Annotated in this window: 19 protein-coding genes and 2 pseudogenes; 14 read left to right on the forward strand and 7 right to left on the reverse strand. The window is 70.0% G+C overall.

Annotation, left to right across the window (positions count from 1 at the left end):
* The coding region (locus ASE56_RS16455) for a glycoside hydrolase (RefSeq protein ID WP_235556898.1) at positions 1-3,315 on the reverse strand (3,315 nt) is incomplete at its 3' end.
* Between the two features lie 281 nt (positions 3,316-3,596).
* Positions 3,597-4,643 (reverse strand): LacI family DNA-binding transcriptional regulator, encoded by a 1,047-nt coding sequence (locus ASE56_RS01650; RefSeq protein ID WP_056224350.1) that lies wholly within the window; start codon positions 4,641-4,643, stop codon positions 3,597-3,599.
* Between the two features lie 111 nt (positions 4,644-4,754).
* Here ASE56_RS01650 and ASE56_RS01655 point away from each other — a divergent pair, with 111 nt between their 5' ends.
* The 7 genes from ASE56_RS01655 (at position 4,755) to ASE56_RS01685 (ending at position 12,554) form a co-directional block, all read left to right on the forward strand.
* Positions 4,755-5,678 (forward strand): carbohydrate ABC transporter permease, encoded by a 924-nt coding sequence (locus ASE56_RS01655; RefSeq protein ID WP_056224355.1) that lies wholly within the window; start codon positions 4,755-4,757, stop codon positions 5,676-5,678.
* A 122-nt stretch (positions 5,679-5,800) separates the two neighbouring features.
* Positions 5,801-6,610, forward strand: coding sequence for a carbohydrate ABC transporter permease (locus tag ASE56_RS01660; RefSeq protein WP_056228004.1), 810 nt, complete (start codon positions 5,801-5,803; stop codon positions 6,608-6,610).
* A gap of 143 nt (positions 6,611-6,753) precedes the next feature.
* A complete protein-coding gene (locus ASE56_RS01665) occupies positions 6,754-8,094 on the forward strand; it encodes a sugar ABC transporter substrate-binding protein (RefSeq protein ID WP_056228009.1) in 1,341 nt (446 codons plus the stop codon).
* Positions 8,095-8,165: 71 nt separating this feature from the next.
* The gene (locus ASE56_RS01670) at positions 8,166-9,686 is read left to right on the forward strand and encodes an alpha-N-arabinofuranosidase (protein WP_056224357.1); all 1,521 of its coding nucleotides are present in this window, start codon (positions 8,166-8,168) and stop codon (positions 9,684-9,686) included.
* Between the two features lie 14 nt (positions 9,687-9,700).
* Positions 9,701-11,422 carry a glycoside hydrolase family 35 protein gene (locus tag ASE56_RS01675; protein ID WP_056224358.1) on the forward strand — a complete coding sequence of 574 codons (1,722 nt, stop codon included), beginning with the start codon at positions 9,701-9,703 and terminating at the stop codon, positions 11,420-11,422.
* Between the two features lie 131 nt (positions 11,423-11,553).
* Complete coding sequence (locus ASE56_RS01680; protein WP_056224360.1) at positions 11,554-12,117, forward strand: pyridoxamine 5'-phosphate oxidase family protein; 564 nt, start codon at positions 11,554-11,556, stop codon at positions 12,115-12,117.
* Positions 12,114-12,554: a cupin domain-containing protein gene (locus tag ASE56_RS01685; protein ID WP_056224362.1), complete on the forward strand. Its 441-nt coding sequence runs from the start codon at positions 12,114-12,116 to the stop codon at positions 12,552-12,554. The genes ASE56_RS01680 and ASE56_RS01685 overlap by 4 nt, the downstream gene beginning before the upstream one ends.
* A gap of 54 nt (positions 12,555-12,608) precedes the next feature.
* Here ASE56_RS01685 and ASE56_RS01690 read toward each other — a convergent pair whose 3' ends face one another.
* Complete coding sequence (locus ASE56_RS01690) at positions 12,609-13,880, reverse strand: MFS transporter (RefSeq protein ID WP_235556899.1); 1,272 nt, start codon at positions 13,878-13,880, stop codon at positions 12,609-12,611.
* Positions 13,881-13,949: 69 nt separating this feature from the next.
* Between ASE56_RS01690 and ASE56_RS01695 the strand changes: the two genes are divergently transcribed.
* On the forward strand, positions 13,950-14,534 hold the full coding sequence (locus tag ASE56_RS01695; RefSeq protein ID WP_056228012.1) for a TetR/AcrR family transcriptional regulator: 585 nt from the start codon (positions 13,950-13,952) through the stop codon (positions 14,532-14,534).
* Positions 14,535-14,654: 120 nt separating this feature from the next.
* On the opposite strand, the gene ASE56_RS01700 is transcribed toward ASE56_RS01695, so the two are convergent.
* Complete coding sequence (locus tag ASE56_RS01700) at positions 14,655-15,671, reverse strand: LacI family DNA-binding transcriptional regulator (protein ID WP_056224366.1); 1,017 nt, start codon at positions 15,669-15,671, stop codon at positions 14,655-14,657.
* Positions 15,672-15,811: 140 nt separating this feature from the next.
* On the opposite strand from ASE56_RS01700, the gene ASE56_RS01705 reads away from it, so the two are divergent.
* The 5 genes and pseudogenes from ASE56_RS01705 to ASE56_RS17645 form a co-directional block, all read left to right on the forward strand.
* On the forward strand, positions 15,812-17,875 hold the full coding sequence (locus ASE56_RS01705; protein WP_082450276.1) for a beta-galactosidase: 2,064 nt from the start codon (positions 15,812-15,814) through the stop codon (positions 17,873-17,875).
* A gap of 77 nt (positions 17,876-17,952) precedes the next feature.
* Positions 17,953-18,813 (forward strand): carbohydrate ABC transporter permease, encoded by an 861-nt coding sequence (locus ASE56_RS01710; RefSeq protein ID WP_164481589.1) that lies wholly within the window; start codon positions 17,953-17,955, stop codon positions 18,811-18,813.
* Positions 18,810-19,727, forward strand: a complete 918-nt coding sequence (locus ASE56_RS01715) for a carbohydrate ABC transporter permease (protein WP_056224371.1) — start codon at positions 18,810-18,812, stop codon at positions 19,725-19,727. Before ASE56_RS01710 ends, ASE56_RS01715 begins: the two co-directional genes overlap by 4 nt.
* A gap of 72 nt (positions 19,728-19,799) precedes the next feature.
* Positions 19,800-20,390 (forward strand): ABC transporter substrate-binding protein (locus ASE56_RS17640; protein WP_235556900.1); only part of this gene is annotated, 591 nt, incomplete at its 3' end.
* A gap of 1 nt (position 20,391) precedes the next feature.
* A pseudogene (locus ASE56_RS17645) lies at positions 20,392-21,077 on the forward strand (sugar ABC transporter substrate-binding protein); the annotation flags it as partial.
* A 92-nt stretch (positions 21,078-21,169) separates the two neighbouring features.
* Here ASE56_RS17645 and ASE56_RS17800 read toward each other — a convergent pair.
* From ASE56_RS17800 to ASE56_RS01730, 3 genes are read right to left on the reverse strand one after another with little or no spacing between them, the layout of a single operon-like run.
* Positions 21,170-21,295, reverse strand: a complete 126-nt coding sequence (locus tag ASE56_RS17800; protein WP_268768193.1) for a hypothetical protein — start codon at positions 21,293-21,295, stop codon at positions 21,170-21,172.
* A 52-nt stretch (positions 21,296-21,347) separates the two neighbouring features.
* Positions 21,348-21,578, reverse strand: a complete 231-nt coding sequence (locus ASE56_RS01725; protein ID WP_056224375.1) for a hypothetical protein — start codon at positions 21,576-21,578, stop codon at positions 21,348-21,350.
* A gap of 46 nt (positions 21,579-21,624) precedes the next feature.
* A complete protein-coding gene (locus tag ASE56_RS01730) occupies positions 21,625-22,590 on the reverse strand; it encodes a LacI family DNA-binding transcriptional regulator (RefSeq protein WP_156371648.1) in 966 nt (321 codons plus the stop codon).
* 134 nt (positions 22,591-22,724) lie between these two features.
* Between ASE56_RS01730 and ASE56_RS17650 the strand changes: the two are divergent.
* A pseudogene (locus tag ASE56_RS17650) lies at positions 22,725-23,031 on the forward strand (galactose-1-phosphate uridylyltransferase); the annotation flags it as partial.

A 23,031-nucleotide genomic window follows, 5' to 3' on the forward strand; every position in this document is an offset into this window, starting at 1 on the left:
CACCGAGTAGGTGCGCGAGGTGCCGTCGGGGGCCGTGACCTGCACGGTCCCGACGTTGTCCGCCGCGGCGACGGCTGCCGCACGGGCGGTGGCGGCGCCCGCGGAGGCGCCGGGCTGGGTCACGACGACGCTCGCGTCCTCGTCGACCGCCAGAGCGTGCAGCGTCGGCCACGCCGCGCCGGTCGAGCTGACGGTGTAGTCGAGCGTGTCCGCGGCGAACCCTGCGACCGGCTCATCGCCCACCGTCAAGCGGGCGAGGTCGGCGATGCCGGCCGGAGCCGGGGCTGCGGCGAAGATCTCGACCTCGGACACGATCATGTGGGTCTGCGACCGGGCGTTCATGACCACGCGGACCTCGTCGGCGGCACCGACGACCGGGACGTCGACCCGGGGCGCACCGCTCGAGGGCGTGGGGACCGGAACCAGGTCGCCCTCGATCCACGAGCCGCCGCTGACCCGACGGTCCACGCGCATCGTCGTGGGCCAGCTCAGCGTGTTGCCGTCACGGTAGAACTGCACCGCGACGTGCGTCAGCGTCTCGCGCTGCTTCAGCACGTAGCTCAGGGTGTCCTGGTCGTTCTTCGTCCCCGACCGCCAGTTCGACCAGCCCTTGTCGGTGGAGCTGCCGTTGATCGTGTTGGCGACGCCGTACTGCGAACTCTCGGTGAAGGTCGCCGACGGCTGGCTCTGCGGGGCGACGTTGCGCTCCGACGCCGCGGTGACGATGACCGTCAGTCGCGCGTCGAGCTTCTCCCCACTCGGTCCCGTCGCGACGCCCGTGACGGTGACGGTTCCCGTCGCGGCGAACGCCGCATCGGTCAGTCCGTCCCAGGCCCACTGCACGGGCACCCAGAATCCGGAGCCCGAGGGGCTGAGCTCGGCCTGGACGCTGCCGTCGGCTTGGCTCTTCACCACGTCGAGCGCGCTCCCGGCGGGAACGGTGACGGATGCCGGGCGCGTGGCCGTGTACGGACCCACCTCGACCGTCGCGGTCGCCTCGAAGGGCGCCCCGAACAGGTCGGTACCGGTGCCGCGCACCTGGACGGTGCCCAGGCGCGAGAAGTCCACGCCGTCCGTCTGCCAGGTCACCGCGGCGCTGCGGAGCGTCCGTCCGGCGTAACGCAGGGTGACGGTGCCGGGCAGGGTGGGGCTCACGCCCACGGCGGTCGCCGCCGAGACCGGCTCGGCGCCGATGACCGCGGTGCCGGCGATGCGCCACTGCTGGTTCCCCCCGCCGTTGGAGGTCCACAGGCCCACGGATGCACCGGGGGTGGTGCTCGCCCCGTTGACGTCGAGCACACGTTCGCTCGCGACGTTCAACAGGGAGTAGTAGGTGCCGTCGGTCGTCGAGGCCATCCATTGCAACGCCGGATTCGTCGCGGCCGCGGCCGGGTCGGCATCCACCAGGGCGGTGTTGGTGCCATTCGAGGCGAGGAATTTGCCCGACCCGTTCTGGAGCGTGAAGCGGTGGCGGTTCGTGCCTGCGCCGTCGATCGTGCGCACGGTCCACGACTGGGCGCGGGCCGCGTCGGTGGTCGTCGCGGCGGCGCGCACGGCGAGCGTCGAGGCGCCGTCGAGTGCGAGTCCGCTCTGCAGGCCGGAGAGCTGCACCGTCTGTCCGTCGCGGAAGGCCGCCGCGTCGGGGGACACTCCCGACACACCGTCGATCTCGAACGTCACGACGGATTTGGCGGGGATGGTGAGCGTCGCGGTTCGGGATGCCGCGTCCACCGCGACCGGCTGCCCCTTCGCGAGCGCGTTGAGCGTCGGCGCGTCGGCCGTCGACTGGGTCGTGACGATCGGGGTCACGGTCGCCCCGGGTGCGACGGTACCGAAGTCGCGCAGGTCGATCTGCACGGTGCGGGCCGAGGCCTCGGAGTTGACGTGCACGATCGTCGCGCCCTGACCGTCTTCGTCGATCGCCGCGGTCGACTGGGCATTGTCGGTCGCCATGAGGTGGTCGCCGGGCGCGATGTAGTGGGTGAAGTTGCGCACCGTGTTGAACTTCTCGTTCGTCAGCACCTGGCACGAGGGGTCGGCGTCGCCGTCCTTCAGGCGCCGCTCGGACATCCCCTGGGCGTTGCAGTCGAAGTCGATGAAGACGCTGCCCCAGTTGAGCTTCTCGACCTTCTCCATGTTGTAGAGGTCTTCGACCGGCTGCCAGAACACCCACGCGTCGGGTTCGAGCTCGCGCAGGTCGCCCACGATGTGCTGGGCCATGCCGAGGCCGTTCTCGATGTCGTCGGTGACGAAGCCCTTGTTCTGGGCGGTCCAGTTGCCCTCGACCTCGCTCATCCACAGCGGCTTGTCCGCGGCCTTGGCGATGTCGCGCACGACCTGCCGGCCGTCGGTGCCGTAGGTGTGGACGTTCAGCTGGTCGACCAGGCTCTTGGACTGAGCCGACCACGCGTTCCAGTTGGTGGCAAAGATGCCGGGGTTGGTCTCATCCATCGCCGAGATGACGGCGTCGGTGGTGGTGCTCGGCTGCGCGAGGCGGGCGGCGAGCGCCTTGACCATGGCATCCTGCGCCTGGGGCCCGATGTGAGCGCCCTCCTGGCGACCGCCCGTCGGCCAAGTCGCGCCGTTGGGGATCTGGGTCTGCCAGTAGTTCGTGTTCGGCTCGTTGAACGGGTCGATCGTGTCGAAGGTGATGCCGTGCTTCTTCTCGAGCTCGTCGACGACGTTCACGAGGTAGCCGGCGAACTTGTCCATGTCGGCTGGCGCGAGCTGCTCGCTCGTGGCGTTGTTGATGCCTCCGGAGGCGTACCCGCTCTGGGTGAGGAAGTAGGGCGGGGAGTTGCTGAAGGCCTCCCAGTGGGTGACCTTGCCCTTGAGGGCGTCGAGCCACCAGCGCTGGGCGGAGTCCTTCGAGAAGTCGTACGCGTTCGGGTCGTCGGGGTTCCAGGCCGCCTTGTAGCGCGCGCGGTCGGCGTAGTTCGAGGTGATCGCGCCGTTGGCGTCGGTCGCTGGGAGGTCGGGGTTCCAGAAGCCGGGGACCGCTCCGCCGGGGCGCAGGTACGACGGCACGTCGGAGGCGTTGCCGCCGCCGATGTTGTACCGAGCGATGTTGAGGTTGAGCCCGTCTTCGCCGAACACGGCGTCGAAGAGCTTCTGTCGGACGTCGGCGGGGTAGTTGCCCGTCGCGTTGGCGAACCAGACGAGGCTCGTTCCCCACCCCTCGAACGGCTTCTCGGAGGCGGTGGCGGGGTTGGGGGTGATGCGCACGGGGGCGGCGGTCGCCGCCTCGGCGGGCGCGGGGGCCACGGCGGCCGTGGCGGTGATCGCGCCGGCGGCGAGGGCCACGGCGCAGGTCATCGACAACAGTCGAGCTGACTTCATCGTCATTCCGATCCGGCCGCAGCGGTGCGACCTCAGGTGGGGATGTTGACGTCAACATGTTGACGTCAACACCGAGCCTAAGGGAGCACTATGGATTGCCGCAACGTTTCCCCAGAATGTGACGCCGCTCACGCGGCGCGCGACTCAGAGCCGGTGCGAACGACGGCGGTGCGCGACGCGGAGCCGGCACCGACGACTGCGACGCACGGCACGAGGGTGCGGGCTCGCTGCCCGCGCGGCGCGCGCCCGCGCGCGACTCAGAGGCGCGGCGCAGAGCTGGCGCGAACGACGAGGGAGGTCGGAACGAGCGTACGGGCGTGCTCGCCGCCCTCGCCCTCGATGTCGGCGATCAGGGCGCTCATCGCCTCTTCGCCGACGCGCTCGAAGCGCTGGCGCACGGTGGTGAGCGGCGGCCAGAAGTTCGCCGCCTCGGGCATGTCGTCGAAGCCCACGACACTGACGTCGCGGGGCACGACGCGACCCGCCTCGTGCAGCGCGCGGATCACCCCGAGGGCCATCTGGTCGTTCGCGGCGAAGACCGCGGTCACGGCCGGATCCTGGGCGAGCGCCTGACCGATCCGGTGCCCGGAGTCGGCGGTCCAGTCACCGATCTGCACCTCGGGCACACGGCATCCGCGGTCCTCGAGCGCCGAGCGCCACGCGTCGCGCCGCCGCTCCGCGGCGAATGACTCGGGCGGACCCGACAGGTGCCACACGGTCTCGTGGCCGAGGTCGAGGAGGTGCTCCGTGGCCAGACGCGCCCCCTGGGCCTGGTCGTTGTCGACGACGGCGTAGGGGTAGTCGGCACTCGAGTCCACGACGACGACCGGCAGCCCCGTCGGCAAAGAGAGTTCGTTCTCGCCGAGTCGATGCGTCTCGATGAGGATGACGATCCCGTCGACCGCGTGCTCGTGAAGGCGCAGGAACGCGCCCGACACGTCGGACTGAGAGGCCGACTGCACGGTGATGAGGGTGATGGAGTATCCGGATGCCGCGGCCACCGACGCGAGCGCGTCGAGGGTGCGCGTGTTGCCGTACGAGCTCAGCGAGAACATGATGACGCCGATGCTGCGGAAGCGCCCCGACCGCAGCGCCCGCGCGGCACTGTTCGGGCGGTACCCCAGCGTGGACATCGCGTCGAGCACCCGCTGGCGAGTGTCGGGGTCGACGTTCGTGCGACCATTGGCGACGCGCGAGACGGTCTGTCCCGACACCCCCGCGGCCGCGGCCACGTCGGCCATCGACACCTCGCGTCGACGCTCGCGCGTCGGAATCGCGGTCGACGTCGTCGTCGTCTCGCTCATGCATGCCCCCTTGGGATGTTGACGTTGACACACTAGCGGGGTCGAGTTATGTTTACGTCAACATCTCGGCCAACCCGACCGAAATGCGCACCAACGAAGAGGCACCGGACGATGACGACCACTGCGGCACCCCCGCCCGCCCTGCGCACCCCCCAGCGCAAGCGGCGCTCCCGAATCGAAGACCGCGGCTGGCTGTTCGTCGCCCCGTTCGCCCTCGTCTTCGCCCTCGTGTTCCTGGCGCCGCTGGCGTACTCGGTCTACCTGAGCCTGTTCCGCGACCAGCTCATCGGCGGCAACGCCTTCGTCGGTCTCGACAACTACATCGCGGCCTTCGGCGACGCGAAGTTCTGGGACGGCTTCGGGCGCGTCCTGATCTTCCTCGTCGTGCAGGTGCCGATCATGCTGCTGCTGGCCCTCGGCGCCGCCCTCGCGATCGACAGCGCACGGCTTCACGCGGCCGGTTTCTACCGCATGGTGATCTTCCTCCCCTACGCGGTGCCCGCCGTCGTGGCCGTGCTGATGTGGGGCTACATCTACGGCGACCAGTTCGGCCTGACGCGCAACCTCAACGACCTGTTGGGCGGACAGTTCGTGCAGCCCTTCCTGCCCGAATGGATGCTGCTGTCGATCGGCAACATCGTCACGTGGCAGTTCGTGGGCTACAACATGCTGATCTTCTACTCCTCGTTGAAGACCATCCCCAACGAGCTGTACGAAGCGGCATCCATCGACGGAGCGGGCGCCTGGCGCACGATCTTCTCGATCAAGATCCCGGCCGTGCGCGGCGCGGTCGTCATCGCGACCATCTTCTCGATCATCGGCAGCTTCCAGCTCTTCAACGAGCCGAACATCCTCAAGCCGCTCGCGCCCAACGTGATCTCGACGTTCTTCACGCCGAACATGTACGCGTACAACCTCTCGTTCGCCGGCCAGCAGTACAACTACGCGGCCACGATCGCCATCATCATGGGCGTCATCACCGCCGTCATCGCTTACGTCGTGCAGCTGCGCGGCTCCCGTCAGGAGGCGCGATGACCACCGCGACCGCACCCCGTACCGACACCGTCGCCGTGACCACCGAACGACAGGGCGCCCGCCGCCGCTTCGCGCGCAGCTCCCCCACGCACAGCAAGAAGTCGGTCGTCCTCACCATCGTGATGGCGCTCTACCTGCTGTACACGCTCGTGCCCCTCGCGTGGCTGGTCATCAACGCCACCAAGACCCAGCCCGACCTGTTCAGCACCTTCGGCCTCGGGCCGGGCAACAGCTTCGCGCTGTTCGACAACATCGCGCAGACCCTGACCTACCGCGACGGGATCTTCCTGCGCTGGCTGGGCAACACGCTGCTCTACGTCGTCGTCGGCGCCGGCGGGGCGACGCTCCTCGCCACGCTCGCGGGCTACGGCCTGGCGAAGTACAACTTCCGCGGCCGCAAGGCGGTGTTCGCCGTCGTGCTCGGTGCGATCGCCGTCCCCGGTACCGCCCTCGCCGTGCCGACCTTCCTGCTGTTCAGCCAGCTCGGGATCACCAACACCCCCTGGGCGATCATCATCCCGTCGCTCATCAGCCCGTTCGGCCTCTACCTGATCTGGGTCTACGCGACCGACGCCATCCCCACCGAGCTGCTCGAGGCCGCCCGCATGGACGGGGCCGGAGAATTCCGCACCTTCTTCACCATCTCGATCCGCCTGCTCACGCCCGGCATCGTCACGGTGCTGCTGTTCGCGGTGGTGGCGACCTGGAACAACTACTTCCTCCCGCTGATCATGCTGAGCGACCCCGCGTGGTACCCGCTCACCGTCGGCCTCAACCAGTGGAACGCGCAGGCGACCGGTGTCGCCGCGCAGCCCATCTACAACCTCGTGATCACCGGATCGCTGCTCTCGATCATCCCGATCGTCGCCGCGTTCCTGCTGCTCCAGCGCTTCTGGCAGTCGGGTCTGACTGCCGGCAGCGTCAAGGAGTGATCCACCCGAGCTCCCCCTGACCGGGGCATCGCCCCGTAAACCCGCAACACCGCACAACCGGAGCGTCCTGCCCCGGAAACCACAACACCCCGGGGCTCCCGCCCCGACTCCACAACAACGAAGTGAAGGAACCGATGACATTCATGCGCAAGAGCACCGCCGCTCGGCGGGCCGTCTTCGCCGTCGCCGCCACCGCCCTGACGGTGGGCGCCCTGACCGCGTGCTCGGGCGGTAACGCCGGCGGCGCCGCCGGCGGATCGGCCGACGACATCGAGAAGGCCCTCGAGGCCGGCGGCGAGATCACGTACTGGTCCTGGACCCCCTCGGCCGAGGCCCAGGTCAAGGCGTTCGAGGCCAAGTACCCCAAGGTCAAGGTCAACTACGTCAACGCCGGCACCAACACCGAGGAGTACACCAAGCTCCAGAACGCCATCAAGGCGGGCTCGGGTGCCCCCGACGTCGTCCAGATCGAGTACTACGCCTTCCCGCAGTTCGCCCTCTCGGACTCGCTGCTCGACCTGTCGTCGTACGGGTTCGCCGATCTCAAGGGCGACTACGCGACCGGCCCCTGGGGCTCGGTCAACTTCGACGGCAAGCTCTACGGCCTGCCGCAGGACTCGGGCCCCATGGCCCTGTTCTACAACAAGTCGGTCTTCGACCAGTTCGGCATCGCCGTCCCGACCACGTGGGACGAGTACGTCGCCGCGGCCGAGAAGCTGCACGCCGCCGACCCGACCAAGTACATCACCGCCGACACCGGCGACTCCGGCTTCACCACCAGCATGATCTGGCAGGCCGGCGGCACCCCGTTCAAGACCTCGGGCACCGACGTCACCATCGACCTGCAGGACAGCGGTTCGAAGAAGTTCGCCGACAACTGGAACCGTCTCATCGAGGGCGGCCTGCTCTCGGACACCCCCAGCTGGAGCGACGAGTGGTTCAAGGGCCTCGGTGACGGCTCGATCGCCTCGCTCGTCATCGGCGCCTGGATGCCCGGCGTGCTGGAGTCCTCGGTGAAGGACGGCTCGGGCAAGTGGGCCGTGGCCCCCATTCCCACCTACGACGGCAAGGCCGTGACGGCCGAGAACGGCGGCGGTGGCCAGGCCGTGACCAAGCAGAGCAAGAACCCCGCCCTGGCGGCAGGCTTCCTCAAGTGGCTCAACAACGACGACGAGAGCCTGAAGATCTTCGCCGAGTCGGGTGGATTCCCCTCCACCACCGCTCAGCTGAGCGACCCCGCCTTCGTCGACAAGAAGTCGGACTACTTCGGCGGCCAGCAGATCAACCAGGTCCTCACGCAGGCCTCGAGTGAGGTCCGCGAGGGCTGGAGCTACCTGCCGTTCCAGGTGTACGCCAACAGCATCTACGGCGACACCGTGGGCCAGGCCTACTCGAAGAAGAGCGACCTCAACGCGGGCCTGACCGCGTGGCAGGACCAGCTCGTCCAGTACGGCAACGACCAGGGCTTCTCGGTCAACAAGTAAGAAGTTCCCGGGGCGGGTCGCGTGCACGCATGCGGCCCGCCCCTTCCATTCCCTCGCCAGGAGAGACCCGAATGACCTCCCCCACCCGCATCGTCGTCGACCGCACCGCGGTCGGAGCCGCCGTCCCCCGCCGCCTGTTCGGCTCGTTCGTCGAGCACATGGGCCGTTGCGTGTACGACGGCATCCACTCTCCCGGCCACGACACCGCGGACACCGAGGGTTTCCGCGCCGACGTGCTCGAGCTCGTTCGCGAACTGGGCGCCACCGTCGTGCGCTATCCCGGCGGCAACTTCGTGTCGGGCTACCGCTGGGAGGACGGCGTGGGCGCTCGCTCGCAGCGTCCGGTCCGGCTGGATGCCGCCTGGCACAGCACCGAGACCAATCAGGTGGGTCTGCACGAGTTCGCCGAATGGGCGGATGCCGCGGGCCTCGAGGTCATGGAGGCTGTGAACCTCGGCACGCGCGGCGTCGCCGAGGCGGCCGACCTGCTCGAGTACGCGAACCACCCCTCGGGCACCGCCCTGAGCGATCGCCGGCGTGAGAACGGCCGGGAAGACCCCTTCGGCATCCGCCTGTGGTGCCTGGGCAACGAGATGGACGGTCCCTGGCAGATCGGCCACAAGACCGCCGACGAGTACGGTCGCCTCTCGGCCGAAACGGCGCGCATGATGCGCTTCATCGACCCGACGGTCGAGCTCGTGGCCGCGGGCAGCTCGAACCACGAGATGCCGACCTTCGGCGCGTGGGAGCGCACGGTGCTCCGTCACACCGCCGGCCTCATCGACCACATCTCCGTGCACGCGTACTACGAGGAGGACCCCGCCGACCCCGCGAGCTTCCTCGCCAGCGGCGCGGCCCTCGATCGCTACATCGGCGAGGTCGCCGACATCATCGACGAGGTCGGGGCGACAACCCCGGACGGGCGTCCGGTCGGCATCAGCGTCGACGAGTGGAACGTCTGGAACCAGACGCGGTGGAACGAGGTCGACAAGCCGCGCGTCTTCACGGGCGACTGGCCCATCGCGCCGCGCCTGATCGAGGACGACTACACCGTCACGGACGCGGTCGTCGTCGGATCCCTCCTCATCACTCTCATCCGCCGCTCCGACCGCGTGTCGATGGCCAACCTCGCCCAGCTGGTGAACGTCATCGCCCCCATCCGCACCGAGCCCGGTGGCGGGGTCGCCTGGCGCCAGACCACCTTCCACCCCTTCGCCCTCACCGCGAAGGCGGCATCCGGTCGCGTCGTCGTCCCCCGCGTCGAGGGTGCCACGATCGACACCGCTCGCCACGGGCGCGTCGACGCCGTCGACACGGTCGCGACCGTGGACGGCGACACCGTCTCGGTGTTCCTCGCCCACCGCGACCTCGAGTCGGCGACCCCGGTCGAGCTGGACCTCGGCCGCGTCTCCGACGTCGAGGCCGTGATCGTCACCGTCCCCGAGGGCGGAGATCGACACACCACCAACTCCGCCGACGGCGAGCCCGTCGCACCGGCTGCCCTCGCGGTCGAGGCCGGCTCCGACGGCATCCTGCGCTTCACCCTCCCCGCCCTCGCCTGGGTGCGCCTGACCGCGCGCCTCAACGACTGATACCGAAAGACATCGTGACGACTTTCTCCATCGGCGAGACCGACTTCCTGCTCGATGGGAAGCCCCACCAGGTCATCTCCGGCACCCTGCACTACTTCCGCATCCACCCCGAGCACTGGGCCGACCGCATCCGCACCGCGAAGGCGATGGGCCTCAACACCATCGAGACCTACGTCGCGTGGAACGCGCACGAGCCGGTGCGCGGTGAGTGGGATGCCACGGGCTGGAACGACCTGGGCCGCTTCCTCGACCTCATCGCCGCCGAGGGCCTGCACGCGATCGTGCGACCCGGCCCCTACATCTGCGCGGAGTGGCACAACGGCGGACTGCCGGTGTGGCTGACCTCGACGCCGGGCATCGGCATCCGCCGCTCAGAACCCCAGTTCGTCGAGGCGGTGTCGGAGTACCTCCGCCGCGTGTACGAGATCGTGGCCCCGCGCCAGATCGACCGCGGCGGCAACGTCGTGCTCGTGCAGATCGAGAACGAGTACGGCGCGTACGGCTCCGACAAGACCTACCTGCGCGAGCTCGTCCGCGTGACCGAGGAGGCCGGCATCACGGTGCCGCTGACCACCGTCGACCAGCCGATGCCGTGGATGCTCGAGGCCGGCAGCCTTCCCGGGCTGCACCTCACCGGCTCGTTCGGTTCGCGCTCCGAGGAACGGCTCGCGACCCTCCGCGAGCACCAGCCCACCGGACCGCTGATGTGCAGCGAGTTCTGGGACGGCTGGTTCGACTGGTGGGGCAGCATCCACCACACGACCGACCCCGCGGCATCCGCCCACGACCTCGACGTGCTGCTCGCCGCCGGGGCCTCGGTGAACATCTACATGGTGCACGGCGGGACGAACTTCGGCACGACGAACGGCGCGAACGACAAGGGCCGCTACGACCCCATCGTCACCTCGTACGACTACGACGCCCCGATCGACGAGTCGGGACACCCCACGGCGAAGTTCCACGCGTTCCGCGAGGTCATCGCCAAGTACGCCCCCGTCCCCGAGCAGGTCCCCGGCCCCCGGCCCGAGGCTCCCGCTCTCGAGGTCGCCCTCTCGGGCGAGGGCGATTGGATGCCGCCCCTCAACGCGGCCGCCATCGCCGACGACCCGCCGAGCTTCGAGCAGATCGCCCACCTCGGTCCCCTCGTCCGCTACGACGTCGACCTCCCCGCGTTCGCCGGGCCCGCGGCCCTCGTCTTCGACGAGATCCGCGACCTCGCGTGGGTGCACGTGGACGGCACCCCGGTGGGTCGACTGTCGCGGGCTCTGCACGAGCGCGCACTCACGATCCCCGCGGGCGCACGGCTCACCGTCCTCGTCGAGGACCAGGGCCGGGTGAACTACGCCGACCGCCTCGGCGAGGCGAAGGGTCTCGTCGGCTCCGTGACGCTCAACGGCGAGGCGCTCACCGGGTGGACCGCGACCCCCGTCGCCCTCGAAACCGCCGTGGGAAGCGGCACGGACACGGTCGGGCGCGCTCTGCTGCGCGGGTCGTTCGAGCTCGACGCCCCCGTCGACCTGTTCCTCGACACCACGTCGTGGGGCAAGGGATACGCCTTCGTCAACGGCTTCTTCCTCGGCCGCTACTGGAACAACGTCCCTCAGAACACGCTGTACGTGCCCGGTCCCGCAACGCGTGCCGGGGCGAACGAGATCGTCGTCCTCGAGCTGGAGCACGCCGTCGATCCGGTCGCGCGCTTCGTCGCGGAGCCGTCGCTCGGTCAGCTCGAGGAGTAACGCGTCACGAGAACAGGTGCGTGCGCCGAGAACAGGCCGGTCCCGCGCGGATCGGCCTGTTCTCGTTGCGGCGTCCTGTTCTCATGGCACCGCCGGCGCGCAGCACGCCCGACGAGGAGCAGGATGGGGGCATGACGATGGCCACGTGGCTCCGCTCGCTCCCCTCTCTCACCGGCACCCCACCGACCCCGGATGCCGAGCCCCTTCCCGACCAGCCGGAGGAGCTCTTCGAACGGTGGATCCGGCAGGCCGTCGACGCCGGCGTGGCCGAGGCGCACGGTGCCACGCTCTCGACGGTCGATGCCCACGGCGTCCCGGACGCCCGCACGCTGATCCTCAAAGACCTCGGGCCCGACGGGTGGGCTTTCGCCGGGCCACGCGCCTCCGCGAAAGCGGCGCAGCTGGCCGCGCATCCCGCCGCGGCGCTGACCTTCTGGTGGCCGGCGGTGCTGCGCAGCGTTCGCGTGCGCGGGCGCGTGGTGGAGGCCTCGGCCGAGGAGTCGGCGGCGGATCTCGCCGCGCGCTCGGCCGCCGCTCGCGACGGCATCGGCCCGGGCGAGTGGGTGCTGTGGCGCCTGGTCGCCGACCGCGTGGAGTTCTGGCAGGGCTCCCCCGACCGCAGGCACCTGCGCACGATCTACCGCCGCACCGACGACGGCTGGCAACTGACCGACCCCGAGAGCGAGACCCGATGAGCGACTACGAGATCACCCAGATCGGCGGGCTCGACGCCTGGCGCGACCACTTCGGCGGCTTCGCCCCCGCCCGCTCGCGCGACGGGCGCCGCGTGGTCGACCACGAGCTGACGATGCAGTTCATCGGCATGACCGCGAACGCCCTCGCCCCCGGTGAGGAGGCCGGGTACTGGCACACGCACACCCGCGTCGAGGAGCTGTACGTGTTCCTCGAGGGGCGCGGTCAGATGGGCCTCGACGACGACGTCGTCGACGTCGGCCCCGGCAGCGTCGTGCGCGTCGGGCAGAACGTGTGGCGCACCTGGCGCGCTCTCCCCGACAGCGACCGCGAACTGCGCTGGCTCTGCATCCGCGCGGGCGGCGAGGCGCTCCCTCACATCCCCGACGACAGCTCGCGTGACCCCGAGCGTCCGATGCCCTGGGGCCCTTCGGCGTAGAAGATTCCGGATGCCGCGGCTCACGGCATCCGGAATCATCGCCGCTCGGAAGCGTCACTCCGGCGCGAGCACGGGCTCCGCAGCATCCGGAGCCTTCGTCCGCAGGGAGGGGCTGGAGAAGCGCGTCCGGCCGATGACCACGGCGGCGGCGATCATGAGCGCAGCGCCCAGCACGTAGGGCGCTGCGTGGGCGACGTGGGCGTAGAGCAGGCCCGCAACCAGCGGGGCGACCGTTCCGACCCCGGCGTTCAGGGATTGCGCGGCCCCGGCGATCCAGCCCTGCTCGTCGTCTCCGACGGCGTTGGAGAGCAGACCGTCCATGGTCGCCTGAGCCGCGCCCTGGCCCGCCGCGAGCGTCAGGGCGCCCACGATGAACAGCCACGGCTGCGCGAGGAGCGACGCGACCCCGGCGAGGGCGACGAGCCCGATCGCCTGGGTGACGATGCCGCTGACCACGACGCCGCGCTCGCCGATACGCGGCAGCAGGAAGCCGAGCAGAACGCCCTGGATCGCGATGTCGATGATGCCGACGCACGCGGTGAGCAGGCCGATCGCGGTGGGAGTCCACGAGATGGCGTCGAGAGCGAGGACGCTGAAGTTGTTGACGAAGAACCCGAACGGCAGCCCCACGAGGATCAGGCCGATCATGATCCCGCGCAGCTCGGGCCGACGGAAGACCCCGCGGAACACCGCGAACGGGTGCACGGCCCGCAGGTCGAGCGAGGTGATGCGCTTGCTGGGCGCGAGGCTCTCGGGCAGGAGGAAGATGCTGAGGATCGCGACCGTCAACGCGAGGCCCGCGGTGACGAAGACGGGGAGGTCGACGTCGATCGCGGCGAGGGTGCCGCCCAGGGCCGGGCCGACCATCGTGCCGATGCCGGCGGTCGCGCCGAGCACGCCGAAGCGACGCGCGCGCTTGTCGGGCGGGGTGATGTCGGCGAGGTAGGCGAAGAGGGCGGGAAGGTCGCCGGCGGTGACGCCCTGAACGATGCGGCCGAGCAGCAGCACCCAGATCGCCCCGCCGATACCGAAGAGCAGAAAGCCGAGGGCGGCGCCGAATCCGGCGACGATGATCACCGGTCGACGACCGAAGCGGTCGGAGATGCGGCCGAGGAAGGGGGCGACGAGGAACGCGCACAGCGCGTTGACGGTCTCGAGGATGCCGACCCAGACGGCGAGGTCGGCCGGGTTCGACACGTAGCGGAGCACGACGAAGGGCAGGACGGGCAGCACGACGGTCATGCCGGCGGTGGTGAGCGTCGTGATGACGACGAGCATGATCCAGGCGCGTCGGCCCGACTGAGGGGGAAGCGAAGGTGAAGTCACGCCGTAACTGTACCCGTACCAGTTTTGGTGTCAAGACGGTTTTTGAGTCGATCCGGTATCGTGGCGGTCATGAACGAGACGATCGGCCGCCGCGAGCGCAAGAAGGCGGCGACCCGCAAGGCCATCTCGGACGCGGCGACGATCCTGTTCGTGGAGCGTGGCTTCGACGAGGTCAGCATCCGCGAGGTCGCCGAGGCCGCCGACGTGTCACCGACCACGGTGTTCGCGCACTTCCCGCAGAAAGAAGCTCTCGTCTTCGACGAGGACGACGCCCAGCGCGACCTGCTCGTCGGCGCGGTACGCGACCGCACCCCCGGAACCACGGTGTCGCAGGCGCTGAGAGACCTCTATCGCCGCGAACTCTTCGGCCTGGCCTTCGACCCGACCGGCGACAACCGGCGGCGGTTCATGGCACTCATCTCCGACACCCCCGCGCTTCGCGAGTACGCCGCGCGCATGTGGGTCCGCCACGAAGACGCCCTCGCGCAGGCCATCGCCGAGACCACGGGGCGTGAGACACCGGATGCCGCGGTGCGCGTGTACGCGCGGATGGTGCTGCAACTGCAGATCCTCGCCTTCGAGAACGACGACTCCGAGGCCACGATCGAGGCGGGCTTCCGGATCCTCGACGAGGGATGGCGCGAGGAGCGCTGACGCCGGCCCGGAGGGCGGTTTGGGGCAGGTTCTTGCGTTTGGGGCGGGGAATTCCGCGCCCCAAACGGACGATCACGCCCCGAACCCGACGGCCGCGACCGGCGGCGACGGTGAGCGCCTCTAGACCGAGGCGCGCCAGACGATCGGGGCGTCGAGCAGGATGCCGCCGGCATCGGCGACCCCGCCCGAGAGCTGCAGCAGCACGGCCTCGGCGGCCGCGGCACCCAGCCCCTCTGCGGGCTGGTCGATCGTGGTGAGCGGCGGGTCGGTGCGCACCGCCCACGCGCTGTCGTCGAAGCCGACCACGCCGACGTCGTCGGGCACACGGCGACCGGCCGCGCGAAGAGCCTGCACGGCGCCGGCGGCCACGGCATCCGAAGCTCCGAACACCGCGTCGATATCGGGAGCGCGCTCGAGCAGGCGTCGCATCCCCGCCTCGCCGTCGGCGAAGGCGTAGAGCGGCACGGGCTCGACCAGCGACTCGTCGAAGTCCTCGCCGAGCGCCTCGCGGAAGCCCGCGAGCCGGTCGCTGCCGGAGTCGCGGTCGAGAGCCGCGGCGATCATGCCGATGCGACGGCGTCCCGATGCGCGCACGCGTTCGGTGATGGCCCGGGCGGCGCCGAGGTTGTCGATGCCGACCCAGGGGCGACGGATGCCGGGAGGGTGGCCCACGTAGGCGACGGGGAGCCCGAGTCGTTCGACGACATCGGTGATCGGGTCGTGGTGTCTCGCCGAGACGATGACCGCCCCGTCGACGAAGCCACCGCTGAGGTAGCGCGCGACCCTTTCGGTGTCGCGGTCCGTATCGACCACGACGCACACCATCTGGTAGTCGGCGTTCGACAGGGCGGTGTTGGCCCCGAGCATGATTCCGCCGATGTTGGGGTCTTCGAGGAACAGCGAGTGCGGCTCGTGCACGATGAATCCGACCGCCTGCGTGCGCTGACGCACGAGGTTTCGTGCGGCGTTGTTGGGCACGTAGCCCACCTCGCGAATGGCCGCCTGGATGGCCTCGCGGGCGTGGTCCGACACGTAGCCGCCGTTGAGGACGCGGCTCACGGTACCCCGCGAGACCCCCGCGACCTTGGCGACGTCGTGCACGGTGCTACGCCGGCGCCCGGGCGGAGGAGGCGTCATGCTCCTCACCCTATCGGGCCGCGGAAGTTGACGATCGCGCGACGCCGTGTCACTATGTGCACGTTCACACATTCTGTCGGGAAGAACCGGCGGACAAATGTGTGCACGTTCACAGAACCCCGCAAAGGAGCGCCTCCCGGATGCTTGCCGTCGACCATCTGGCCCCGCTCGATCGCGAAAGCGATCGTCCGGCCGATCTGACCCGCACGGGCGACGCTCTGTCGGCCCTGACCCGCGAAGGTCTCGTCTTCGGCTGCGACTACAACCCCGAGCAGTGGGACCGCGCCGTGTGGGACGACGACATGCGGCTCATGGTCGAGGCGGGCGTCGGACTCGTCGCCGTCAACATCTTCGGGTGGTCGTGGATCAACCCCGCCCCCGGCGTCTGGACCTTCGACGAGCTCGACGAGGTCATGGACCTCGCCCACGCGCACGGCATCCGGGTCAACCTGGGAACCGCGACCGCCTCCCCCGCGCCCTGGGTGACCACGCGGCATCCCGAGATCCTCCCCGTGGCCGAGGACGGCACACGCCGCTTCCCGGGCGGTCGACAGGCCTACTGCCCCAGCTCCCCCGTCTTTCGCGGGTACGCCGCGGAGCTCAGCCGCCGCGTGGTCGAGCGCTACGCCGATCACCCCGCCCTGGCCATGTGGCACGTCTCGAACGAACTCGGATGCCACAACGCCCTCTGCTACTGCGACGCCAGCGCGGTCGCGTTCCGCGAGTGGCTCGAGGCCCGCTACGGCACGGTGGCCGCCCTCAACACGGCCTGGGGCACCTCGTTCTGGAGCCAGCGCTACAGCGCGTGGGACCAGATCCTCCCGCCGATGGCCGCACTGTCGCTGCGCAACCCCGCACAGCTGCTCGACTTCCAGCGCTTCTCGTCCGACCAGCAGCTCGAGCTGTACCGCGCCGAGGCGCGCGTGATCCGCGAGCGCAGCACCGCCCCTGTCACCACCAACTTCATGGTGACGGCGCACATCCGCGCTCTCGACTACTTCTCATGGGCCGGCGAGATGGACGTCATCGCCAACGACCACTACCTCGACCGCCGCCTCCCCGACCCGCTCGCCGAGCTGTCGTTCGCGGCCGACCTCACCCGCGGCCTGGCGAGCGGCACACCCTGGCTGCTCATGGAAACCTCGACGGGCGCGGTCAACTGGCAGCCGCACAATCTCGCCAAGGGCGAGGGCGAGCTGCTGCGCAACGTCGTCTCGCACGTGGCGCGCGGAGCCGACGGCATCTGCTTCTTCCAGTGGCGCGCGTCGGCACAGGGCGCCGAGAAGTTCCACTCGGCGCTGCTCCCCCACGCGGGCACCGACACCACCCAGTGGCGGAGCGTGCTCGAGGTCGGGCGGACGCTGCGTTCGTTGCAGCCGGTCGCCGGAACGCGCGTGGCGTCGGACGCCGCCGTCCTGTTCGACTGGGAGAGCTGGTGGTCGCTCGAGAACGAGGGGCGCCCCAGCGAAGACCTGCGCTACCTCGACCAGGTGCACGCCGCGCACGCCGCCCTGGTCGCGGCCGGCATCTCCACCGACGTCGTCTCGGCCTCCGCCGACCTGTCGGACTACCGCCTCGTCGTCGTGCCCGCGCTGCACCTCGTGCGCGACGCCGACGCCGCCGCGATCGCGCGCTTCGTCGAGGACGGCGGCACCGCCGTGATCACCTTCGCCAGCGGCATCGTCGACCAGGACGACCGCGTCCGTCTCGGCGGGTACCCCGGCGCGTTCCGCGACCTGCTCGGCATCGTGTCGGAGGAGTTCTCGCCCCTCGGCCCGGCGCAGTCGGTCACCCTCGACGACGGCTCGACGGGCACCGTGTGGTCGGAGCGCCTGCGCGCCGTCGACGCCGAGGTCGACGCCCGCTTCGGCGACGGCCCGGCCGCGGGACTCCCCGCCCGCACCCGCCGCGCGGTGGGCGACGGCGAGGCCTGGTACCTCGCGACCCTCCCCGAACCGTCGGCCTACCGCGCACTGCTCGCCCGTGCGGCCGAGGCCGCCGGCATCCGCACCGTCGACACCCGCCCCGGGGTCGAGGTGATCCGCCGCGCCGACGCCGAGCGCGCGTTCCTGTTCGTCATCAACCACACCACCGACACCGTCGAGATCGCAGCGCACGGCCGCGACGCGATCAGCGGCGAAGCCATCGACGGCTCGGTCGCCGTCGTCGGCGGTGCCGTCCGCATCATCGAGGAGGCCTCGTGACCACCACCGCCCCCGCCCCGACGGGCACGAAGCGCGCGAGCGCGACCGGGGCCGCGCGCCCCCGCCGCCGCCCGCGCGTGCTGCACAAGGGCTCCATCGCGATCCTGCTCGCCCCCTTCGGCATCCTGTTCGCGCTCTTCTACGTGCTGCCGATCATCTTCGCCATCGGGCAGTCGCTGCTCGTGGTGCGGCGCGAAGGCACGTTCGGCAAAGCCGAGCTCGTCTTCGGCGGGCTCTCGCAGTACGCGCTCGTGTTCCAGAACGAGGCGTTCTGGGCCTCGATGCTGCGCATGCTCGCCTTCGGCGTCGTGCAGGTGCCGATCATGCTCGGACTCGCTCTGTTGTTCGCCCTGCTTCTGGACTCGCCGCTGCTGAAGGGCAAGCGCTTCTTCCGGCTGGCCTTCTTCGTCCCGTACGCCGTTCCGGGCGTCATCGCCGCGATCATGTGGGGCTCGCTGTTCTCGCCCAACCTGTCGCCCTTCACCGCCCTCACCGAGAAGGTCGACTTCCTCGGTGCCGACCTCGTGCTGTGGTCGATCGCGAACGTCGTGACGTGGGTCTACGTCGGCTACAACATGCTGATCATCTACTCGTCGCTGCTGTCGATCCCCAGCGAGATCTACGAGGCGGCCCGCCTCGACGGCGCGGGGCAGTTCCGCATCGCGTGGTCCATCAAGATCCCCCTCGTGCGGCCCGCGATCGTCATGACCGCGATCTTCTCGATCATCGGCACCCTGCAGCTGCTCGCCGAACCCCAGGTGTTCCGCTCGTTCAGCTCGGCCGTCACCAGCACCTTCACCCCGAACATGACCGTCTACGCCACGGCATCCATCCCCAACTCCAACCTCGCCGCGGCCTTCTCCGTGGTGCTCGCCGTCACCACCTTCGTGCTGTCGTTCGGGTTCATGAAGTGGATGCAGAAGAAGGGCAACGCATGAGCGCCGTCACCACCTCCCGCCCCCGCGTCGGCCGTTCCGGCGCTCCGCGCTCGGACTCCCCGCGCTCGCGCGCCATCCGCGAGCCACTGGTCTCGCGCACCTCGGCGATGCTCATCATGGCCGTGTTCACGGTCTACTTCCTGCTGCCGCTGTGGTGGCTGCTGGTGGCCTCGAGCAAGAGCACCGGCGACATCCTCACCACGAACCCGCTGTGGTTCGCCGACATGCGGCTGTTCTCGAACATCGGCGACCTGTTCGCCTACCGTGACGGGATCTTCCTGCGCTGGCTCGGCAACTCGCTGCTCTACGCCGGTCTCGGCGGCGCGGTCGCGACGCTGCTGGCGGCGATGGCCGGATACGCGCTGGCGAAGTACCGCTTCCCGGGCCGCGAGATCATCTTCGACGTCGTCCTCGGCGGCGTGCTCGTCCCCGCGACCGCCCTGGCCCTGCCGCTGTTCCTCATCTTCAGCCAGGTGCAGCTCACCAACACCTTCTGGGCCGTGTTCCTGCCGTCGTTGGTCAGCCCGTTCGGGGTGTACCTGGCGCGCATCTTCGCCGCCTCGTCGGTGCCCGACGAGTTGCTCGAGGCCAGTCGTCTCGACGGCGCGGGCGAGATCCGCACCTTCTTCACCGTAAGCCTGCGCCTCATGAGCCCCGCCCTGGTGACGATGTTCCTCTTCCAGTTCGTCGCGATCTGGAACAACTTCTTCCTGCCGCTGATCATGCTGCGCAGCGAAGAGCTCTTCCCGGTGGTGTTCGGCCTCTACGGCTGGAACAACCAGCTGAACCAGATCCCGGAGCTCCGCGGTCTCGTGCTCATCGGCGCCCTGCTGTCGGTCATCCCCCTCATCGTCATCTTCCTGCTCCTCCAGCGCTTCTGGCGCAACGGTCTCGGGACCGGCGCCCTGAAGTAAACCCTCGGCGGCTCCGGCCGCCCCTCACCCCGGGCGGAATGGCCCACCCGGGCACCCAGAGAAAGGCATTCCATGAAGAACAGAATCCTCACGGCGACCGCGGGCGTCGCCCTGTCGGCTCTCCTGCTGGCCGGTTGCGCCGGCGGCGGAAACGGCGACAGCGCCGGCTCGGGCGCCGCGGCCGCGGCCGACTGCGCCCCCTCGGACGGACCCGTCACGCTCGAGTTCACCTCGTGGATCCCGGGCATCGAGAAGGTCGTCGACATGTGGAACTCGGCGAACCCCGACATCCAGGTGAAGGTGCAGACCGGCCCCAACGGCAACAACGGCACCTACCAGAACTTCTTCAACCAGATCGCGGCCGGCAACGCGCCCGACCTCGGCCAGATCGAGTACGACGCCCTCCCCAACTTCCTCGTGCAGGACGGCGTCGAGAACATCGCGGGCTGCGCCGACGTGATGGCCGCGAAGGACCAGTTCGTCGGGTGGGCGTGGAACCAGGCCACCCTCGGCCAGGACAACGCCGTCTACGGCATCCCGCAGGACATCGGCCCGATGGCGCTGTTCTACCGCAAGGACCTGTTCGAGAAGAACGGGATCGCGATCCCCACCACGTGGGACGAGTACACCGAGGCGGCCAAGAAGGTCCGCGCACTCGGCGGGNGACAGTGGTTCGGCAACGACTCCGACGGCTGGACGGTCTCGCTGACCGACCCCGCTTCGAAGAAGGTCGCCGACTACTGGCAGTCGCTCATCGACCAGGACCTCGTCTCGACGTACCCGGCGTGGACCGACGAGTGGAACAACGCCTACAACTCCAGCAAGGTGTGGACGTGGAACTCCGCCGTCTGGGGTGCCAACTCGATCTCGAGCGGCGCTCCCGACACCGCCGGCGGCTGGGCCGTCGCCGACCTCCCGCAGTGGAAGGCCGGGGACGCGGTCTCGGGCAACTGGGGCGGCTCGTCGATCGCCGTCCTCAAGGGCAGCACGCACGCCTACGAGGCCACGAAGTTCGCGCTGTGGCTGAACACGTCGCAGGAGGCGCTCACCGCCCTGAACGAAGAGGCCAACATCTACCCGGCCACGACCGAGGGTCTCAAGCTCCCCTCGCTCGCGAAGGGCGTCGATTTCTACGGCGGCCAGAAGATCTACGACGTCTTCGCGAAGGCGGCCACCGAGGTCACCCCTGACTTCACCTGGGGTCCGACCATGACCAAGACCTACGCCGACGTCTCGGACGGCTTCAAGGCCGCGGTCAGCGGTAGCGGCACCCTCGCCGACGCCCTCCAGAAGGGTCAGGACGCCACGATCGGCGCCCTCGAGTCGCAGTCGATCCCCGTGAAGAAGTAACAGACTCTCCCCACGAGAGGCGCCCGCGGATGCTCCGGCATCCGCGGGCGTTCGTCGTTCCGGATGCCGCCGGGTGCGGGGCCGGCGGTCGCTCAGTCGGCGACGGGCACGGCGAACCGGAGCGACATCGACTCGGCCACGGCGCCGAGACGCGCATCGAAGGTCGCGACGGGAGCGCGCACGTGGACCGCGGCCGCGAGGACGCACGTGTCGGGCATCTTCAGGCGTCGAGGACGATCACTCGGGCCGGTCCTCGCGGAGCTCGGCGAGCTACCCCTCGGGGTAGATCCCCGCGAACCTCTCGACCATCGCATCCACGGCGCCCCGACGGGCGCGTGCGCGCTGCGCCTGCTCATCGCGGATCGCCTGGCCGCCCCGCACGACGAGGTGCATGAGCAGAGCGCTCGGCGACTCGTCCGGCCAGCGCGAGCGCGCGATCTCGAGGGCGTCTTCGACCTCGCGCGTGTGCGTCACCTGCGTGCGCGGTCGGGTCGTCGGCATCCACCGAGTGGACCACCGAGGAACGCGGTGTACCACCACTGTCGGGTCAGACCGCGGCGCTGCTCGCGCGCACCACCAGCGCCGCGGGGACCGACTCGACGATCGGCTCCCCACCCTCGATCGCCGCGACGAGGGCGGCCACAGCGCGACGGCCGAGCGCGTCGAAGTCCTGGCGCACGGTGGTCAACGGCGGGCGGAACTCCGCGGCATCCACGATGTCGTCGAAGCCGACGACGGCGACGTCTTCAGGCACCCGCCGACCCGCGTCGGCGAGGGCGCGCAGGGCGCCGAGCGCCATCTGGTCGTTCGCCACGAAGATCGCGCGGGCGCCGCCGAGACCACTGACGGCCGAGTGACCGGATGCCGAGGTCCAATCCCCCCGGACCGGCTCGGGCGCCACGGCTCCGGCGTGGGCGAGGGCCTCGCGCCAACCGCGTTCGCGCTCGGTCGCCGCGAAGGAGCGCGCGGGCCCGGCGATGTGATGCACCGTCGAGTGCCCGAGGGAGAGGAGATACTCCGTCGCGGCGCGCGCTCCCCCGGCGTGGTCGGTCTGCACGATCGAGAAGCGCTCGTCCGGCGGAGAGTCCACCACGACGAGGTGCAGATCGGTGGGAGGCGCCGCGTCGCGCGCGAGCTCGGTCGCCTCGTTCAGCACGACGGCGCCGTCGACGCCCTGCGAGCGGAGCCGGGCGAAGGCGTCGCGGATGCCGCGTTCTCCGACGGTCACCACGGCGAGCGCGTAGTCGCGGGCGGCGGCGGCCTCGGAGATCGCCTGCAGCATGCGGGAGTTGCCGACCGAGGCGAGGGTCGACACGACCAGGCCGATCGTGGACGTCTGCCCGGTGCGCAGGGCCCGGGCGGCCCGGTGCATGCGGTAGCCGAGGTCGGCCATGGCCTTCTCGACGCGCGCCCGGGTGGCGGGGTCGACGCGGGGGCTGCCGTTGGCGACGCGCGACACCGTCTGCGCCGAAACGCCGGCCTTCTCGGCCACATCGGCCATGGATACGCGCATCACGCCCCCTCCGTGTTGACGATATCACGCCCCGGATGTAGCGTGTTATCGTGAACACGGCCAGCTCCTCCGTCGTGCCCCTCGGCGCCGGCGTCGTCAAGCGGACGACGCACCTGGCCGACGGCCGCGAACTGATGTACTTCGACGACCCCGGCACCACGCTCGGCGCCGAGCGCGCGATCGACGCCCGCACGCTCGACCCGCGTCCCGCCACCGCCACCATGCGTCAGGACGTGCTGACCGGCGACTGGATCACCGTGGCATCCAATCGTCAGAACCGCGCGTTCCTGCCCCCGGCGCACCTCGACCCGCTCTCGCCGCAGACGCCGACGAACCCGTCCGAGATCCCCTCGCTCTACGACGTGGCGGTCTTCGAAAACAAGTCGCCCTCGTTCGGGCCCGCCCTCGACGCGGCGATCGGCGACGCCCCGGCCGCCGTCG

The organism is Microbacterium sp. Leaf203 (assembly GCF_001421275.1).
GTDB classification, from domain to species: domain Bacteria; phylum Actinomycetota; class Actinomycetes; order Actinomycetales; family Microbacteriaceae; genus Microbacterium; species Microbacterium testaceum_A.

What these genes read in the sequence shown, in the direction of transcription:
- ASE56_RS01695 (WP_056228012.1), top strand. Translation starts at nt 13,950, where the DNA reads ATGAACGAGACGATCGGCCGCCGCGAGCGCAAGAAGGCGGCGACCCGC.
- ASE56_RS01655 (WP_056224355.1), top strand. Translation starts at nt 4,755, where the DNA reads ATGACGACCACTGCGGCACCCCCGCCCGCCCTGCGCACCCCCCAGCGC.
- ASE56_RS01670 (WP_056224357.1), top strand. Translation starts at nt 8,166, where the DNA reads ATGACCTCCCCCACCCGCATCGTCGTCGACCGCACCGCGGTCGGAGCC.
- ASE56_RS01725 (WP_056224375.1), bottom strand. Translation starts at nt 21,578, where the DNA reads ATGCCGACGACCCGACCGCGCACGCAGGTGACGCACACGCGCGAGGTC.
- ASE56_RS01660 (WP_056228004.1), top strand. Translation starts at nt 5,801, where the DNA reads ATGGCGCTCTACCTGCTGTACACGCTCGTGCCCCTCGCGTGGCTGGTC.
- ASE56_RS17800 (WP_268768193.1), bottom strand. Translation starts at nt 21,295, where the DNA reads ATGCCCGACACGTGCGTCCTCGCGGCCGCGGTCCACGTGCGCGCTCCC.
- ASE56_RS01715 (WP_056224371.1), top strand. Translation starts at nt 18,810, where the DNA reads ATGAGCGCCGTCACCACCTCCCGCCCCCGCGTCGGCCGTTCCGGCGCT.
- ASE56_RS01650 (WP_056224350.1), bottom strand. Translation starts at nt 4,643, where the DNA reads ATGAGCGAGACGACGACGACGTCGACCGCGATTCCGACGCGCGAGCGT.
- ASE56_RS01730 (WP_156371648.1), bottom strand. Translation starts at nt 22,590, where the DNA reads ATGCGCGTATCCATGGCCGATGTGGCCGAGAAGGCCGGCGTTTCGGCG.
- ASE56_RS01700 (WP_056224366.1), bottom strand. Translation starts at nt 15,671, where the DNA reads ATGACGCCTCCTCCGCCCGGGCGCCGGCGTAGCACCGTGCACGACGTC.
- ASE56_RS01705 (WP_082450276.1), top strand. Translation starts at nt 15,812, where the DNA reads ATGCTTGCCGTCGACCATCTGGCCCCGCTCGATCGCGAAAGCGATCGT.
- ASE56_RS01685 (WP_056224362.1), top strand. Translation starts at nt 12,114, where the DNA reads ATGAGCGACTACGAGATCACCCAGATCGGCGGGCTCGACGCCTGGCGC.
- ASE56_RS01680 (WP_056224360.1), top strand. Translation starts at nt 11,554, where the DNA reads ATGACGATGGCCACGTGGCTCCGCTCGCTCCCCTCTCTCACCGGCACC.
- ASE56_RS01665 (WP_056228009.1), top strand. Translation starts at nt 6,754, where the DNA reads ATGCGCAAGAGCACCGCCGCTCGGCGGGCCGTCTTCGCCGTCGCCGCC.